At 66.8% G+C, this 15,200-nt stretch carries 13 protein-coding genes and 1 pseudogene; 7 read left to right on the plus strand and 7 right to left on the minus strand.

Going from position 1 to position 15,200, the window contains the following annotated elements; translation table 11 throughout:
* Nucleotides 1-636: 636 nt before the first annotated feature.
* The 3 genes from C477_RS02300 to C477_RS02310 are packed head-to-tail and all read right to left on the minus strand — an operon-like array spanning nt 637 to nt 5,136.
* Nucleotides 637-1,797, minus strand: coding sequence for a nicotinate phosphoribosyltransferase (locus C477_RS02300; RefSeq protein WP_008892815.1), 1,161 nt, complete (start codon nt 1,795-1,797; stop codon nt 637-639).
* Nucleotides 1,798-1,827: 30 nt separating this feature from the next.
* The gene (locus C477_RS02305) at nt 1,828-3,351 is read right to left on the minus strand and encodes an Hvo_1808 family surface protein (RefSeq protein WP_008892816.1); all 1,524 of its coding nucleotides are present in this window, start codon (nt 3,349-3,351) and stop codon (nt 1,828-1,830) included.
* Nucleotides 3,352-3,390: 39 nt separating this feature from the next.
* Nucleotides 3,391-5,136: an Hvo_1808 family surface protein gene (locus C477_RS02310; protein WP_008892817.1), complete on the minus strand. Its 1,746-nt coding sequence runs from the start codon at nt 5,134-5,136 to the stop codon at nt 3,391-3,393.
* Between the two features lie 123 nt (nt 5,137-5,259).
* Here C477_RS02310 and C477_RS02315 point away from each other — a divergent pair.
* Together C477_RS02315 and C477_RS23945 are read left to right on the plus strand one after the other, a co-directional pair.
* Nucleotides 5,260-5,821 (plus strand): annotated as a pseudogene (locus tag C477_RS02315) (cysteine hydrolase family protein).
* 181 nt (nt 5,822-6,002) lie between these two features.
* Nucleotides 6,003-6,164, plus strand: a complete 162-nt coding sequence (locus tag C477_RS23945; protein WP_008892818.1) for a hypothetical protein — start codon at nt 6,003-6,005, stop codon at nt 6,162-6,164.
* 94 nt (nt 6,165-6,258) lie between these two features.
* Here the strand turns inward: C477_RS23945 and C477_RS02320 are convergent, their stop codons facing one another.
* Entirely contained in the window at nt 6,259-6,750 is a 492-nt protein-coding gene (locus C477_RS02320) for a PaaI family thioesterase (RefSeq protein WP_008892819.1), read from the minus strand.
* Between the two features lie 360 nt (nt 6,751-7,110).
* Here C477_RS02320 and C477_RS02325 point away from each other — a divergent pair, with 360 nt between their 5' ends.
* Together C477_RS02325 and C477_RS02330 are read left to right on the plus strand one after the other, a co-directional pair.
* Entirely contained in the window at nt 7,111-7,554 is a 444-nt protein-coding gene (locus C477_RS02325; protein WP_008892820.1) for a DUF4385 domain-containing protein, read from the plus strand.
* Between the two features lie 74 nt (nt 7,555-7,628).
* Nucleotides 7,629-9,062 carry a serpin family protein gene (locus C477_RS02330; protein WP_049914153.1) on the plus strand — a complete coding sequence of 478 codons (1,434 nt, stop codon included), beginning with the start codon at nt 7,629-7,631 and terminating at the stop codon, nt 9,060-9,062.
* 238 nt (nt 9,063-9,300) lie between these two features.
* Here C477_RS02330 and C477_RS02335 read toward each other — a convergent pair whose 3' ends face one another.
* Nucleotides 9,301-10,218 (minus strand): hypothetical protein, encoded by a 918-nt coding sequence (locus tag C477_RS02335; protein WP_049914176.1) that lies wholly within the window; start codon nt 10,216-10,218, stop codon nt 9,301-9,303.
* Between the two features lie 63 nt (nt 10,219-10,281).
* Between C477_RS02335 and C477_RS02340 the strand changes: the two genes are divergently transcribed.
* Together C477_RS02340 and C477_RS02345 are read left to right on the plus strand one after the other, a co-directional pair.
* Complete coding sequence (locus tag C477_RS02340; protein ID WP_008892823.1) at nt 10,282-11,007, plus strand: lipoyl protein ligase domain-containing protein; 726 nt, start codon at nt 10,282-10,284, stop codon at nt 11,005-11,007.
* Between the two features lie 81 nt (nt 11,008-11,088).
* Nucleotides 11,089-11,607 carry a DUF7529 family protein gene (locus C477_RS02345; protein ID WP_008892824.1) on the plus strand — a complete coding sequence of 173 codons (519 nt, stop codon included), beginning with the start codon at nt 11,089-11,091 and terminating at the stop codon, nt 11,605-11,607.
* A gap of 24 nt (nt 11,608-11,631) precedes the next feature.
* Here C477_RS02345 and C477_RS02350 read toward each other — a convergent pair whose 3' ends face one another.
* Together C477_RS02350 and C477_RS02355 are read right to left on the minus strand one after the other, a co-directional pair.
* Nucleotides 11,632-12,612, minus strand: a complete 981-nt coding sequence (locus C477_RS02350; RefSeq protein ID WP_049914155.1) for a hypothetical protein — start codon at nt 12,610-12,612, stop codon at nt 11,632-11,634.
* A 338-nt stretch (nt 12,613-12,950) separates the two neighbouring features.
* On the minus strand, nt 12,951-13,607 hold the full coding sequence (locus tag C477_RS02355) for a DUF5806 family protein (RefSeq protein ID WP_008892826.1): 657 nt from the start codon (nt 13,605-13,607) through the stop codon (nt 12,951-12,953).
* A gap of 270 nt (nt 13,608-13,877) precedes the next feature.
* Between C477_RS02355 and C477_RS02365 the strand changes: the two genes are divergently transcribed.
* A complete protein-coding gene (locus C477_RS02365) occupies nt 13,878-15,014 on the plus strand; it encodes a thiolase family protein (RefSeq protein ID WP_008892828.1) in 1,137 nt (378 codons plus the stop codon).
* Nucleotides 15,015-15,200: the final 186 nt, after the last annotated feature.

Below are 15,200 nucleotides of genomic sequence, written 5' to 3' on the forward strand. Positions count from 1 at the left end.
GCTCAGAGATGTGTATAAGAGACAGGCGTCGGCGTCGGCCAGACAGCGGTCGCTGGCCGTCTCTAGATCGAACCAGCCCCACATTTATTGCATTTTAATAACATAAGTGGAAATATCTCTTAAAAATGGATACTCGTGTAACACTCTTACTGATAGCGGCTGTGATTATCGCACTCGAAGGCTTCCTTCCGAGTCTCGGATATTCTCCTACGAGTACACAATCGACGCTAATGTTGGCAGTCGGATCAGTATTTGGTATCGCCGGAATAGTCGCGTACATATCTAATTACGTAAAATAATAAATTATAAATAACAATAAAAAGGTATAATGAATATTTATTAAATAGCATCTAATATGATGTAACTAGTCCTGGGTGTGTGCCCATGCCAATCTTGTCCGCTGTAGCTTCCAGCCCCTGCTACGAGCTAACCAACAATCCCCTACTCAGAGCATAGGGGGAATTCGGGAGCATAAGCGGACGATGACGCCTACTGAGCGGACGGGAAGGGATCCAACGAACCACCTCCGCGATGAACCATATGCATTGAGACAACCGGCCTCAACTACTCTTATTGCAGGTGAGTTTCAACTTGAGAACTAAGTCGCTTGATCAGTACTGCGGTTTTCGACGGGTTTCAGTCCGATTCCGTATGGAACCCCACCCGCTCGGCGTCGGCCAGACACCGCTCGCTGGCTTCCTCGAGGTCGAACTCGCGGACGACCTCGCCGTCCCGGACGAGCGGCTCGAGCAGCGCCTCGCCCTCGTCGGGGGCCTCGCGGTCGGCCAGCGCGACGTGGTGGCCGCCGTCGGGCGTGCGGTAGACCTCCTTCACGCCGGAGAGCTTGCCCCGTTTGGAGATTGGTTCGCCGTCGATTTCGACGATGTCGAGGCTAAAGTCGACCGAGTCGGCGCCGGTGATGTGACTGCCGACGCCGAAGCCGTCGGCGACGTCGCGGAGGGGGCGGATGGTCTCGGGGGTGAGCCCGCCGCTACAGAAGATGTCGACGTCCTCGCGGCCCCGCGCGTCGAGTTCCCAGCGAACTTCGCGGATGATGTGCCGAAAGTCCCCGCGTCGTGAACTCGTGGTGTCGATGCGGACGCCGTCCAAGTCCTCGCCCAGCGTCTCGGCGGCCAGCAGGCTCTCGCTCTTCTCGTCCCAGAAGGTGTCGACCAGTGCGATCCGCGGGACGTCCTCGCCGACGGCCTCGTCGAAGGCCGTCCAGGCCTCGTTCTGGTTGCCCTCGCCGAAGCAGAACATCAGCGCGTGGGGCATCGTCCCGCCCGGTTCGCGATCCAGAATCTCGCCCGCGGCGACGTGGGAGAAACCGTCCAGCCCCGCGAGCAGGGCCGCGCGTTCGACCGTCGACGTGATCGACGGGTGGACGTGGCGGGCGCCGAAGGAGAGCACCAGCGAATCGGGCGCCGCCAGCCGCGCCTCGAGGGCGGCCGTCGCGAAGCCGCTCGGCTGCGAGAGGAATCCCAGCAGCGAGGTCTCGAGTTCGGCGAACTCGAGGTACGGACCCTCGATGCGCAGGACGGGCCCGCCGTCGAACAGCTGGCCGTCGGGCAGGGCGTCGACGTCGACGTTCCGACCCTCGAACAGCGTGGCGACGTCTGCCACGCCGGTGAAGACGTCGAAGGAGCCGGTGGGAAACTGGTCGGCGGTCACCTCGGCCACGACGTGAGGGTTCTTCCCCGCGTGCTCGAGCGTGGCGCGGGTGCGCTCGAAGTAGGCGTCGGTGGCGCGCCCCTCGAGAACGGCCTCTGCCGGGACGGTACCGAACGGATTTGACATATCGGTGAGTTCCCGAGGGAAGTAAAAAAGCTACTCGTCTGCGGACGCCGTCGCCGCCGGCGCCGGTGACGGTGTTGGTGTCGATGCTGTCGCGGCTCCCGCACGCAACGGGGCGGGTGGCGCGGCCGTTGCGACCGGTTCGCTCGGCGCGGCTGGTGCAGTCGCCGCGGTCGGTACGTCCGACAGGGTCGACGCAGTCGGCGCGTTCACTCTCGGCGCGTGAACGGCCTCGAGGTCGTCGACCGTCGGCGCGCCGACGATCGTGACGGTGTCGCCGTCGACGGTCACGCGGTAGGCCCCCTCGAAGGGGTCGCCGTTGGGAATTCTATAAGTATCCGATCCGGCGTCGACCGACTCCGCACCGCGGCCCTCGAGGAGAGTGCGGTACGCGGTGGCGAACTCCTCGGCGTCGGCGTCGCTCTCCCAGGCGAGGCGCCAGACGTGGCCGGTCCGCTCCCCGCCGGCGTCGCGGTACGCGGTGAAGCTGTCGCCGGCCCAGCCGTCGGTCGCGGGATGGGAGTAGTTGTACGGCGAGAGCTCGGTCGCTCCCTCCGTGATCGAGCGCTCGACGACGCCGTTGGCCCACAGCGCCCCGAAGAGGGTCGCCTCGCCCACCGTCTCGGTCCGAACCTCGCCGTCGGCGGTGATCGGGTCCCACTCGTCGCTCGAGCGATCCGGGACGTCGACGTCGACCGGTCGGTCGTCCGGGTAGCGGTCGGGGTGGATCACCTGGCTGGTGCTGGGGGGATACTCGTCGTGGGCGTCGTCGACCGCGGCCCAGCCGCCGCGCTCGGAGAGGGCCTCGACGAACGACGGGCCCTCCGCGTACGGCGCGTAGATCGAGAGAAAGAGGCCGACGTTGAACGGCCGCTCGGCGCCGACCTCGGACGGTGCCGCCGGCGTGACGGGGAGACACTGCCACTCGTCGCCGCAGCGCTCGGCGTAGCGGTGGGGGACGTAGTTGGCTTCGCCCTCGATCAGGCCGAGTTCGGCCCGCCGCTCGTCGATCGTCTCGCCGTCGCGCTCGAGGCCGAAGCGCTGATCCTGGAGGGCGTGGACCAGTTCGTGGACCAGCGTCTCGCGGTCGATGCGGATCTCGTCTGCGTCGTCGGCGATGACGACGATCCGATCGTCGACGTAGTAGCCCTGAACGCTGCTGCCGTAGAGGTCGTCCATCGCCTCGTTGACGTCCGTCTCGCCGTCGACGACGAACGACCCGCGCCACAGTTCGTTCGTAAACGCCGACGCCGACTCCGACCCGCTCCGCTGGCTTCGGTACTCGGATCGCGAGATCACCTCGAGGTCCACGTCGCGTTCGAACTTCTGCCCGCGGACGACCTCGATCCGGGCCATCGAGCGGTACTTGACGGCCTCGAGTTGGGACTCGGTGAGCGTCTCCTCGCCGTCGAACGAAAAGGTGTCGTCGTGGGCGTAGCCGCCGACGTGTCCCAGTTCTCGGCTCGTGTCGAACCTGTCGGGCGAGCCGGGGACCGCACACCCCGAGAGGAGCAGCAGGCCGACGAGCGCGAGCACCGAGAGGCGGCTCCGTTGCATCGAGGGCCGGTTTCGAGGGCAGGGACAAAGGCTCGTCGTTCAGGCGCGACCGCGGTCGGAACGGCCGCCGTCGGGTTCCTCGGGTCCACCGTCGGGTCCGGACGGCGTCGAACGCGGGGACGCGGCGGTAACCGGCGCCGTCCGCGGCGACGAATCCGACCCGCCGCCGCGCTCGGCTTCGAGCCGCCGTGCCCGCGCTCGCGCCGCCAGCAGCGCGATCGCGACGGCGGCGCCCGTTCCGGGGACGGCGAAGCCGGGCAGCGAATCGTCTTCCTCGCTCCCGTCTTCCGCCTCGCCGGTGTCGGTCGTCTCCTCGCCGGAGTCGTCGGCGTCGGCCGACTCGATCGAATCCTCGCCCGCCGGCGCGGCGCCCGCCGAGAGCCCGTCGAGCGCGGCGATCGACGGCCCGTGGACGATCCGCACCGTCTCGCCGTCGCGCTCAAGGGCGTACGCGCCGGGGTACTCCTCGTCGTCGATCGCGTAGGTGTTCCGCCGATCCTCGACGGCGTCGGCGCCGTTGATCTCGAGCAGGTCGACGTAGGCGCCGGCGAACGCCGCGGCGTCGTCGGCCGACCGCCACTCGGTCTCCCAGACGTAGCCGGTTTCCTCGCTGGCGTTCCCGCCGGCGTAGGCGACCAGTTCGTCCCCGGCCCAGCCGTCCGTGTACGACTGGTTGTAGTCGAACGTCGTCGGGTCGTCGCCGAGCATGGCCTCGCGTGAGAGCACCGACGACCGAGTCGGCTCGAAGGCGCCGTCGGCGAACATCGCGACCATCGTCCCCTCGCCGACCGTCTCCCTCGCGACCTCGCCGCCGACCTCGAGGGGCCGCCACGACTCGTTCGAGCGATCGGCGACCGAGACGTCGACCGGGTCGCGGTCCTCGCGGTGGATCACCGTCGACGAACTCGCCGGCGGATCGGCGTAGCGGTCGTCGACCGCCGACCAGCCGTCGCCGGACTCGCGCAAGTGGTCGACGTAGGCCGGGCCGTCGCTGTAGGGTTGATACAGCGACAGGTAAATCCCCCAGTTACTCGGGGTTTCGCCGCCGGAGTCGTCGTCGGGGAGACACGCCCAGTCCGTCCCGCAGCGCCGCTCGTACTCGGTCTCGACGCTGATCGCGTCGCCCTCGATGAGCCCGTTCTCCGCCGCTTCCTGATCGATCGTCGCGCGCTCGTAGTTCGACAGGTCGAACTGCTGGTCCTGGAGGGCGTGGGTCAGCTCGTGGCCGAGTACGATCTCGTCGAGCTCGAGTCGGTCGGGCGTGTTCGAGACGATGACAATCCGGTCGGTCGAGGGCTCGTAGTAGCCCTCGACGCTCCCGCCGTAGATCGCCCGGAGCTCCGTCGTCGCATCGGTCTCGGCGTCGACCATGAACAGCGCCTCGTAGGTGACGTTTCGGGCGCGCTGCTGGCTCTCGTTCGAGTCGACGAAGGCGCTGTCCCGGGACTGGAACTCCTCGCGGGAGATTACCTCCACCGGCACGTCGTCCTCGAAGGTCAGCCCGCGGATCTTCTCGACCCGGGCCATCGACCGGTAAACGACCGCCTCGAGTTCGTCGTCCTCGACGACGGCGTCGTCCCCCTCGTCGACCGGGAGCTCGTCGTCGTACCAGTAGCCCTCGACGTAGCCGACGGTCTCCGCGGTGGTCGGATCGTCGGCTCGGTCGGCGCCGTCGGGCGACTCGTTCGCGAACAGCGGCGGGGCGGCGCCGGCCGCGACTGCGACTAGTGCGAGCGCCGCGACTACGGCCAGCGCGGCGGTGACTCGCGTCGGAGGGGTCCTCATTGCGAGCGGATGGTTTGCCGTACGGCGGCGAGCGCAAAAAGCCCGCTGATCGGAACGGTTCCGGCACCCGAGAGCCGTCCTCGCCGCCGCGAACTTTTTACGAAGGCATCCGTAGGTTTACATATGCATCTCGAGCCAGACAGCACGGCGGTCGTGGTCGTCGACATGCAAAACGGGTTCTGTCACCCCGACGGCTCGCTGTACGCGCCCGGCAGCGAGACGGTGATCGAGCCGATCGCCGACCTCGTCGAGCGGGGCCGGGAGGCCGGTGCGCAGGTGATCTTTACGCGGGACGTCCACCCGCCCGAGCAGTTCGAGGACGCCCACTACTACGACGAGTTCGACCANCGAGGGCTCCTGGGAGGCCGAGATCGTCGACGAACTGCCCGTCGAGGAGGCAGACCACGTCGTCGAGAAACACACCTACGACGCCTTCCACGAGACCGAACTCGAGGGCTGGCTGAACGCCCGCGGGATCGACGACCTCGTCATCTGCGGCACGCTCGCGAACGTCTGCGTGCTCCACACCGGCGGCAGCGCCGGCGTGCGGGACTTCCGGCCGATCATGGTCGAAGACTGCATCGGCGCCATCGAGGACGAACACAAGGAGTACGCCGTCGACCACGCCGGCTGGCTGTTCGGCGAGGTCCGCGAGATGGACGACCTCGAGTTCGCGAGCGCGTGACCGGGCGGTTGGACGGCCAACCCCGAGCACGGCGAGTCGGGACGGGACTCTCCGACTCGAGGCGGGAGTGGAAGGGGAGCGTTTTCAACGTCCCGTCCCAACGGCGTAGTATGAGTGACGTTCGACTCGCTCGGGCCGACCGACTCGAGCGACCGGTCGCGACGCGAGCGGGTGAGGTCGCATGAACGCCCGCCGGCTCCGAACGATGTACGTGTTCGGGATCCTGCTGAACGCGGTCGCGCTGATTTACGCGGCCGTGGACGGGGCGATACTGTTCGCGGTGACATTCGGGATCGTCATGGTCTACCTCGGCGTCCGGTACTGGATGGTCTCGACCGCTTGAGAGCCCCGCCGCGACGCCGAACCCGGGTCGGACCTCGAGTGCGAGTCGGCCGGTTCGCTCGGTCGGAGGACCTCGTTTCGGGCGCGGACGCCCCTCACTTCCGCTCCGGTCGGAAGATGCGGAACGCGCCCTGTCCGGTCGCGACCTCTTTGGTTTCGCCGTCGGGGCCGGTGCTCTCGACGGTGATTTCGCTGACGCCGACGCTGCCGCCGACCCTGATCACGTCCGCCGTCGCCGACAGATCGCCCGTCGCGGGCCGGAGGTAGTTGACGTTCAGGTTGATCGTCGCGATCCGGGCCCCGAACGGCTCGTCCAGTTTCGTTCGGAGCACGAGGCCGCCCGCCGTGTCGATCAGCGTCGCGGCGATGCCGCCGTGGATGTCGGCTCGCTCGTCCGGTCCGGTATCCGGCCGCGTGTTGCTCAGTTTCTCGTCGTAGGGCAGCGAGAGCGTCATGGTCCCGTCGCCGACGTCGTCGACGCGCGTCCCGATCCACGAGAGGAACTCCTGGTGTTCGTCGATGAAGTACTGAATCATCTCCTCGAGGTCGTCGAACCGCTCCATCGTCGTCCGCATATCCTCGGCCATGTCCACTTCTGCCCCTCCGACGGCCTTTACCGCTGTGTTTCTCGCCGTCCCCGTTGTCGACAGTTCACTTGACTCGCAAGCGTGGCGTCTACGGTGTGTAGGTCGCTACTCGAGAACGAGCGTAACTGCCGGTGAGCCAAGTGACCGACGAGAGCCCCGAATACGACGTCGACTTCCGCGACCGGCCGGAGAAGTACGAGATCGGTCGCGGCGAGCAAGGCGCGTTGCACACCTTTTTCCGTTCGGGATCGCGGTCCGCGGCGCTTCGCGCAACGACCGCGACCGCTCACGCAAAAAATCTGGGCCAAAAAAGACCGCCTCGAGCCGATGGCGCTCGGTGGCAGACCAAGAGGGAACGCAATGACTGACGAAGGTCCCGAGTACGACATCAACTTCCGCGAACACCCCGGAGCGTACGAGATCGGCCGCGGCGAGCAGGGCGTGTTCAAAGTCGAACCGTACAAGAGCGAACTGCTCCCGCTGTGGTCGTACCGCGACGAGGACGCAGCCCGCGAGTCCGCGGTGGCGATCTACGAGGAGTACGAACGCTACCGGGAGAACGACGAGTTCCCGGGAATGGATATGGCCCGGAAGTACCTCCAGATGGGGTATACGCGGGCGATGCGCTACGCGAAGTACCCGGGCGGTCGAAAGTACGATTCCGATGGCGACGAACGCGAGCCACAGCGCTGGGCCGACCGCGAGAAACGCGCCGCCGCGCTCGTCTTCGAGCGGTACTGGGAGCGCGTCCGCGAAGACGACGCGTATCAGCGGGCGAAAGACGCCCATCGAGAGCGACGGTGACGGCCGCTCTGAACGCTCAAAAGCGTCTTTGAGTCTACCGAAGGTGTTTATCCCCGGCGAACGGCTACTCGAGTATGACCGCTGACAGGCGACGCGTGCTGGCCCTGACCGGCACCCTCCTCGCCGGCGCCGCGGGCTGTCTCGGCGATTCGACCGACGGGGAGGATCCTGCGAACGGCGACGAAAGCGGCGATGAGAGCGGCGCGCTCTTCGCGGACCGCGACGCCCCCGACTTTCCCCGACTGGATCTCACCACCGACCCCGACCTCGAGTCCGACCGCCTCGCCGAACAGATCCGCGGAAACGTCGCCGTCTCCTTTGACGTCCTCGCACGGCTTCGCGAGGAGACGCCCGGCGAGAACCTGTTTTTCTCGCCGTACAGCGTCTCGATCGCGCTGGCGATGACCTACGCGGGGGCTCGCGGCGAGACCGCCGCGGAGATGGCCGACGCTCTGCATTACGATCTCGAGGGCGAGGCCCTCCACGCCGCCTTCGGCGCCCTCGAGGGCGAGTTCGAGCAGCGAAACGCAGACGGAGAAACGGTCGAGACGCCGGAGTGGTCCGACGACGAGGGCAATGAGGGAGAAGGGGAAGGGAGCGAGGGCGGCGAGGGCGACCTCGGGTTCCGGCTCTCGAGTGCCAACGCCGTCTGGCGCGACGAGGGACACGACTTCGACGACGCCTACGTCCAGTTACTCGAGGCCTACTACGAGGCCGGCGACCACCTCGCCGACTTCTCGGGGAGCCCCGAGGCGGCCCGGGAGGAGATCAACGCGTGGGTCGAGGAGCGAACGAACGACCGAATCGAAGACCTCCTGCCGGCCGGATCGGTCGACCAGTCGACCCGGCTCGTCCTCACGAACGCCGTCTACTTCCTGGCCGCCTGGGAACACGACTTCGACCCCGCCGACACGGAGCCGGCGACGTTCACCAGCCTCGACGGCAGCGAGACCGAGGTCGAGATGATGCACCAGTCGCAGGAACTGCGCTACGCCGAAATCGACGGCCACCAGCTCGTGGAACTCCCCTACGCCAACGGCGACACGAGCATGATCGTCGTCCTCCCGGCCGAGGGCGAGTTCGAATCCTTCGAGGCGTCGTTCGGCGTCGACGAGTTGGCGATCATGCTCGAGGAGGCGTCCCGGCCGAAGGTCGACCTCGCGCTTCCGAAGTTCGGCCTCGAGTCGAAGTTCGGCCTCGTCGAGACCATGCGGGAACTGGGGGTGGAGCGTGCCTTCGACGGCGGCAGCGCTGACTTCAGCGGCATGGTCGAGAACGCCGAATCGGATCTGTTCATCGACGACATCATCCACCAGAGCTTCGTCGAGGTCGACGAGGAGGGGACCGAAGCGGCGGCCGCGACCGCCGTCGTCGTGGAGGACACCGCCGTCGCGGACCGCGTCGAGATGACCGTCGATCGCCCGTTCCTCTTCTACGTCCGCGATCGGCCGACCGAGACGCCGCTGTTCGTCGGGCGCGTCGTCGACGGCGAGCAGTTACAGGAATAATAGCCGCGTTGTCCTACTTTCCCCATCTTTGCGCAGTGGCGCGCGCCGAACGGCACCGAACGGATAGTGAGGAGCCGTTCAAAATCGTGCGAGGGATGAGCGAGGGAGGAACGACCGAGCGAATCGGCTGGGGAGGAAGTGGCAGTTCCGCGTTGCCACGGTAGCAAAACAGTTCGTTTCGCGTATCACCGCTCGGGTGTCTGCCCTTCGCTCTCTCATTGATTCGAGGACGCTCCCGTCACTCTCTAGCGCTCGAGCGCGCCTGCACCCGCACCCGAACCCGCTGGCCGACCTCGAGCGGTCGATCGGGACAGATCAGCTTCGCCCCGAAGGCGGCGTCCCGAGCGCAAAACAGCGAGAGGCCGGTGATCGGCTCGCCGTTGACCGTGACGACCACGTCGTCCCAGGCGATCGTCCGCCCCCGGGCGACGCCGAGGCGGTCGCCGTTCAGGCGGACCGGCGTCGCTCCATCCTCGCGAGCCTCGCCACCGGCCGTCTCGAATTCCGTCCCCGCTCGCTGGTGCAGGCCGCCGCCGTCGTAGTGTGGCAGGCCGCCGTCGAGCACGCCCCCTTCGTCCGCTCGAACGCCGACGAACGACTCGCCCGGCGCCGGATGCGTCGGCGCGTCGAGGACGGCGTAGGTCTCGCCGGTCGACGCGACGGTTCCGGTCCCGTCCCACTCGAGCGGACGGAGGTCGATCCCGAGCGCGAGCGGGAGCGACCCCGACGCCCGGTGGGGGTTCTGGTCGGGCCGGCGCAGGCCGACGTGGAGGTGGTTGTCGACCCACGGCGCGAAAAAGCCCGCGCGGACGAGTTCGCCCAGCGAGTCGCCGCATTCGACGCGGTCGCCGGCTTCGACGACGGGGTCGACGTGTAGGATCCGGGCGGTCAGCCCCTCGAGTTCGCCCGGTCCGTCGCAGTCGACCAGGATCAGGTGATCGTGCTCCGGCGCGTAGGGCTTCGGCGGCGCGGTGACGGCGCGGGTCTCGCGGACGGTCCCCGAAACCGGACTCGGGGCGGCGCTCGTCCGCCCGTCGCGGAGCGTGCCGGGGTAGAGATCGATCGCACACCCCTCGTCGTGGGCGGGATACGGCGAGTTGTACAGCGAGAAGCGCTGGTACTGTTTCAGTAGTTCCGCGGGGAGCGTCACGGCCATCGTAGTCGCCGTCTGCGCGGCGAGACCGTTTAGGTCCGTCGGGTCCAATCGACGCGACACACGATGCGAGTGTTCCGCGGCCGCGCGGCGACGATCGAGACCGACCGCGAGGTCAGCCGACGGCTCCTCTCGACGGCCGCCGACGGCGAGCCCGCGGTGCGCGTCTGGACGCCCCACCGACAGGTCGCCTTCGGCCGCCGGGACCGGCGGCTCGAGGGATACGACCGCGCCTGCGAGCGGGCTCGAGCGCGCGGGTTCCCGCCGGTCGAGCGCGACGTCGGTGGTCGGGCGGTCGCCTACGACGGCGAGACGGCGCTCGCCTTCGCCCGCGCGGAACCGGTCGCGGACTTCCGACGCGGGACCGACGATCGGTACGAACGCGCGACGGCGGCCGTCGAGGACGCGCTCCGATCGCTCGAGGGTCGTCTCGACCCCGTTCGCGGCGAGCCCGATGACTCCTTCTGTCCCGGAACGCACTCGCTGTCGCTGGCGGCCGGCGGCGAGGGCGGAACCGAGAATCACCGCAAGGTCGCCGGCATCGCCCAGCGCATCCGCCAAGACGCCGCCGTCGTCGCCGGGATCGTCCTCGTTGCGAACCGAGACCGGCTCGCGGCCGTGCTCGAGGACGTTTACGGCGCGCTCGAGGTCCCGTTCGATCCCGACACGGTCGGCTCCGTCGCGTCGGCGGGCGGCCGGTCGGACCCCGCCGTCGTCCGCGCGGCCGTCGAGGACGCGCTGGTCGGCGACGCGGCGACCGTCGCGGTCGAGTCGGTCGCGGCGAGCGAGTAACCAGGAGACAACGTTTTTTCCCTCGCCGTCCACCGCCCCGAGTATGGAGACTCGAGCGCGAGCGCGGACGGAGGGAGATCGATGACGACGACCGACGACGCCTCGCGGTGGACGGAACTCCTCGAGGACGCGGCGGCCATCGCCGAGGAGTTCCGGGACAACGGCTGGGACGTCATCGTGTTGGAACCCGAGGCCGTCGTCCCGATCGACTGCGAGGAACGGACCGGCTTCGATGTCGGCGTCTCCGACGAGGAGTACGACCTCGTCGAGTCCCTGATCGACGGGGGTGACGTGACCGTCACCGCGGCCGACATCTACTACCGTCCGCCCGAGTCGGACGACGAGGGGCGGATCGCGCTCGTCGTCGAGCGCGACGAGGATACCGAAACCGCCGTTTTCGTCCCGCTGCGATACGATCTCGAGGACGAGGCGACCCGATCGGTGTTCGAAACGGCGCTCGCGACGGAGGAGGTGTTCGTTCACGTGACGCCGACCGAAGCGGCCGGGGCGACGACCGACGCCGAACCCGCGAACTGGGTCAGTTTCTCCCACGACGATCCGTCGCTGTTTCTCGAGGAAGCCGACGTGCGAAACTGGTAGGGGGGNGGGATCTTCGCCGCCGTTTCAGCACCCGCCGTACTCGAACTCGAGTTCGCCGTTCAGCGCCATCGAGTGGTCGTCGTAGTAGGCATAGAGGTTTTTCGGAGCGGTGTACCGTCCGCCGTAGTGCCCGACGGGGCCGGTCGTGTCGATGATGTTGTCGTCGAGGTCCTCCGTGAACGAAATGTCCTTGCGCTCGAAAACGAGGTCGTCGTCGAGCCAGTAGCGAACGACCCCGTCGTGGTTCGCCTTGCCGTTGGTAATCGTGTTCACGCGCACGTAGTACTCAAATTCGTACCACACGCCGGGTTCGATTTCCGGCGACCCGAGCGCGTATTCCTCGCCGTCGACGAGATAATCGTGGTCACCGATACCCTCGTCACCGTCGCCCATGTGGTAGGTGTTCGAGAGGAGGTGGAACGGTCCCTCCGGATCGGTGTCTTTGGTGGACACGTACATGCGATTGCTCCAGCCGTTGGTGCCGTCGGGCCGACCGCCGCCGGCGCTGCCTTCGCCCCTCGCGATCGCGCAGTTCCAGAGGCGACAGTTCGTCGGCGCGTCGCGCCCGGGCATCGCCCAGTTGCTGTTCAGGGCGAAGTTGACGCGTCCGTTGAGTTCGAACAGTCCGTCGTCGAAGTCGTAGTGCGTGCTCAGGCCCCAGTGAGCGTCTTCTCGAACGCGCAACTGCAGGGCGCTCTCCCCGGACGCCGTCGGGTTCGAGACGAGCGTGAGATTGTCGGGATCACCGTTCGACATCCGGTAGACGTCGTCCCAGCTATCGTAGTCATCGTAATCGAGGTGAACGATGCTGTCCGGGTGGCTGCAATCCGCTGTTGCCGTATCGGTTCCGAATCCGGCGACACCGAGCAGACTGCCCGCGCCGACGGCTCCGCCCATCTGAAGTGCCCGACGTCTGGTCACGCTGGCGCCCGTCGTCTTCTCGGCCGCTCCGTCTCCGTTGTCGTCTTCTCCTCGGTTCGCTGCATCAGTAGTATTTGTAGCCATCCGGCTTGGTGTTGTAACATAGTATCTAATTGTATCGGGTTCTCTACCCAGAATAAGGTGGCAATCATATAGTAACACTAACAATTGGCGTGCGAAGAACTGTCGTCGTAGTGAGGCGACTCGCGATCGATCAGTCAACGAGTACCCTCGGGCGTACGGCGCGATACGAGCCGGAATCTGACCGACGCTCGGTCCGGAGACGAGTCGAATTTCGGGTGTTGCGGTCGTCGAGACGCGTCACGAGAACCGCGTCCTACTGGCGTGCATAAGTCGTTTGCTTGCGAATAACAGCGAACAGGCGGTCCGTTACTGCGGAAGGCGGTACGTGAACGGCGGGGTCACTCCTCGTCCTCTCGCTCTCGCAACTCCTCGCTCGCCTCCCGCACCTCGCGCATCACGCTCGAGATGCGCTCCTCGGCCTCGAGTTCCTCCTCAACGGAGAGGTCGACGCCTTCGACCTCGAGCAGGAACTTGGCGACCTCGGTCGACTCGTACATGACGTCGTCGAGTTCCTCGGCGGTGAAGAAGTCACACATCGCGCCGTAGAGGAAGGTCGCGCCCGCCTTGCGAACCTTCTCCTCGAAGGAGGCCCGGGCCTGGTTGACCGCCTGCGGGGTGTAGGTGTCGGTCATGAAGGGGACCAGTTCGGGAAGGTTCTCGCCGATCTTCGTCATCTCGACGCCGGTCTCGGTCCGGAAGTCGGAACAGAGCCGGGCGATGGCCCACTCGCGGGCGGTGACGTAGGTACGGTCTCGGAGGAACTCGTTGACGCGGTCGTACTGCGCGCCGTCCATCTTCGTAAAGCGGGCGTACTTCTGGACGTCCTCCGGCACGTCGTTCTTCTGGGGGTCGGGATCCGGAACGTTCGGCATCGGTCCGTCGCCGTCCGCGTCCGCGTCGTCGGCGCTCGCGTCGGATTCGGGGTCGGTGTCCGCTCGGGAGGGCGATTCGTCGTCGGCCGCGAACCGGGAGGCGTCCAGTCCGTCCTCGTCCATGGCCGCGTATTACCAGCAATCCGAGATAAGCGTTCGGAAGGGGACCCTCGCGTCGGCGGACGATCGCGGTCCGGCCGCACTGACTCCCGTCGACTCGCGCGGACGTGAGAGTCAGTTCGGCAGCGCCCCGACGAAACGCGAATCGAGACCGATCGGCACGCGACCGTTTCGGTGGAAAACCGGGATATGAGCCTCGAGCGGCGCGTAAACGGTTCGAACGTGTACGGGAGTTCGACCGGATTTAAGTCCGTCAGGGACGTTCGGTAGTATATGTCACAGACGCCAGTCGTGGTCGAGGCAGTACGGACCCCGCAGGGGAAAGAGGACGGCGTGTTCGCGGACGTCCGCAGCGAGGACCTCTCGGTGCCGCTGATCGACGAGATTCTGGCCGAGACCGGACTCTCTGGCGACGAGATCGACGATCTGATGTGGGGCTGTGCACAGCAGCGCAGCGAGCAGGACAACAACCTCGCTCGCGTCATCGCTCTCCTGTCGGAACTCGGGGAGAACGTGCCGGCGACGACGATCAACCGCTGGTGTGCCTCCTCGATGCAGTCGGTCATCTCCGCCTCCGACGCCATCGCGGCCGGCAACCGTGACGCCATCATCGCCGGCGGCGTCGAGAGCATGAGCCGCGTCCCGATGGGCGGCGGCTTCGAACATATCCACCCCAAACTCGCCGAACTGTACGATCTCGGCGACCTCCAGATGGGGATGACCGCCGAGAAGGTCGCCGAGGAGTACGGCATCTCCCGCGAGGAACAGGACGAGTACGCCGCCCGCAGCCAGCAAAACGCCGCCGAAGCGACCGAGTCGGGCCGCTTCGACGACGAGATCGTCCCGATCGAGACCGAGGACGGCACCGTCAGCGAGGACGAGGGCATTCGCCCCGGCACGACGACCGAGAAACTCGCCGAACTGCCGACCGTCTTCAAGGACGACGGCACCGTCACGCCCGGCAACGCCTCCCAGATCTCCGACGGCGCCTCCGCCCTGCTGATCACCAGCGAGGCCTTCGCCGAGGAGCACGACCTCGAGATCTTAGCCGAGGTCGGCCAGAACAACGTCGCCGGCGTCGACCCGACCGTCATGGGGATCGGTCCGGTCCCGGCGACGAAGGGCCTGCTCGAGCGCAACGGCCGCGACATCGACGAGTACGACCTCGTGGAGCTCAACGAGGCCTTCGCCAGCCAGTCGCTGTACTCCCGCGACGAACTCGGCATCGATCCCGAAATCTTCAACGTCAACGGCGGCGCCATCGCGCTCGGCCACCCGCTGGGGGCCTCGGGCGCGCGCCTGCCGGTCACGCTGATCAACGAACTCCAGAAGCGCGGCGGCGGCCTCGGACTGGCGACGCTCTGTGTCGGCTTCGGGCAGGGTGCGGCGATCGAGTTCGACGTCAACTGAGACAGTTCGTCTGGGCTTTTTGGTCCAGGTTTTGTGAGCGAGGAGTGCGCGGTTCGGAGGCCGAAGGCCGAGAACCGCGACTGACGAGCGAGACAAAAGGTGGTCGCGTCAGGGCGCGGCGATCGAGTCCGACGTCAACTAACGCGTTCGTCGCCAACTGAGTCGGTCGGCTCGAATTCTGCAATT

Origin of the sequence: Haloterrigena salina JCM 13891, assembly GCF_000337495.1 — an archaeon.
Classification (GTDB): Archaea; Halobacteriota; Halobacteria; order Halobacteriales; family Natrialbaceae; genus Haloterrigena; species Haloterrigena salina.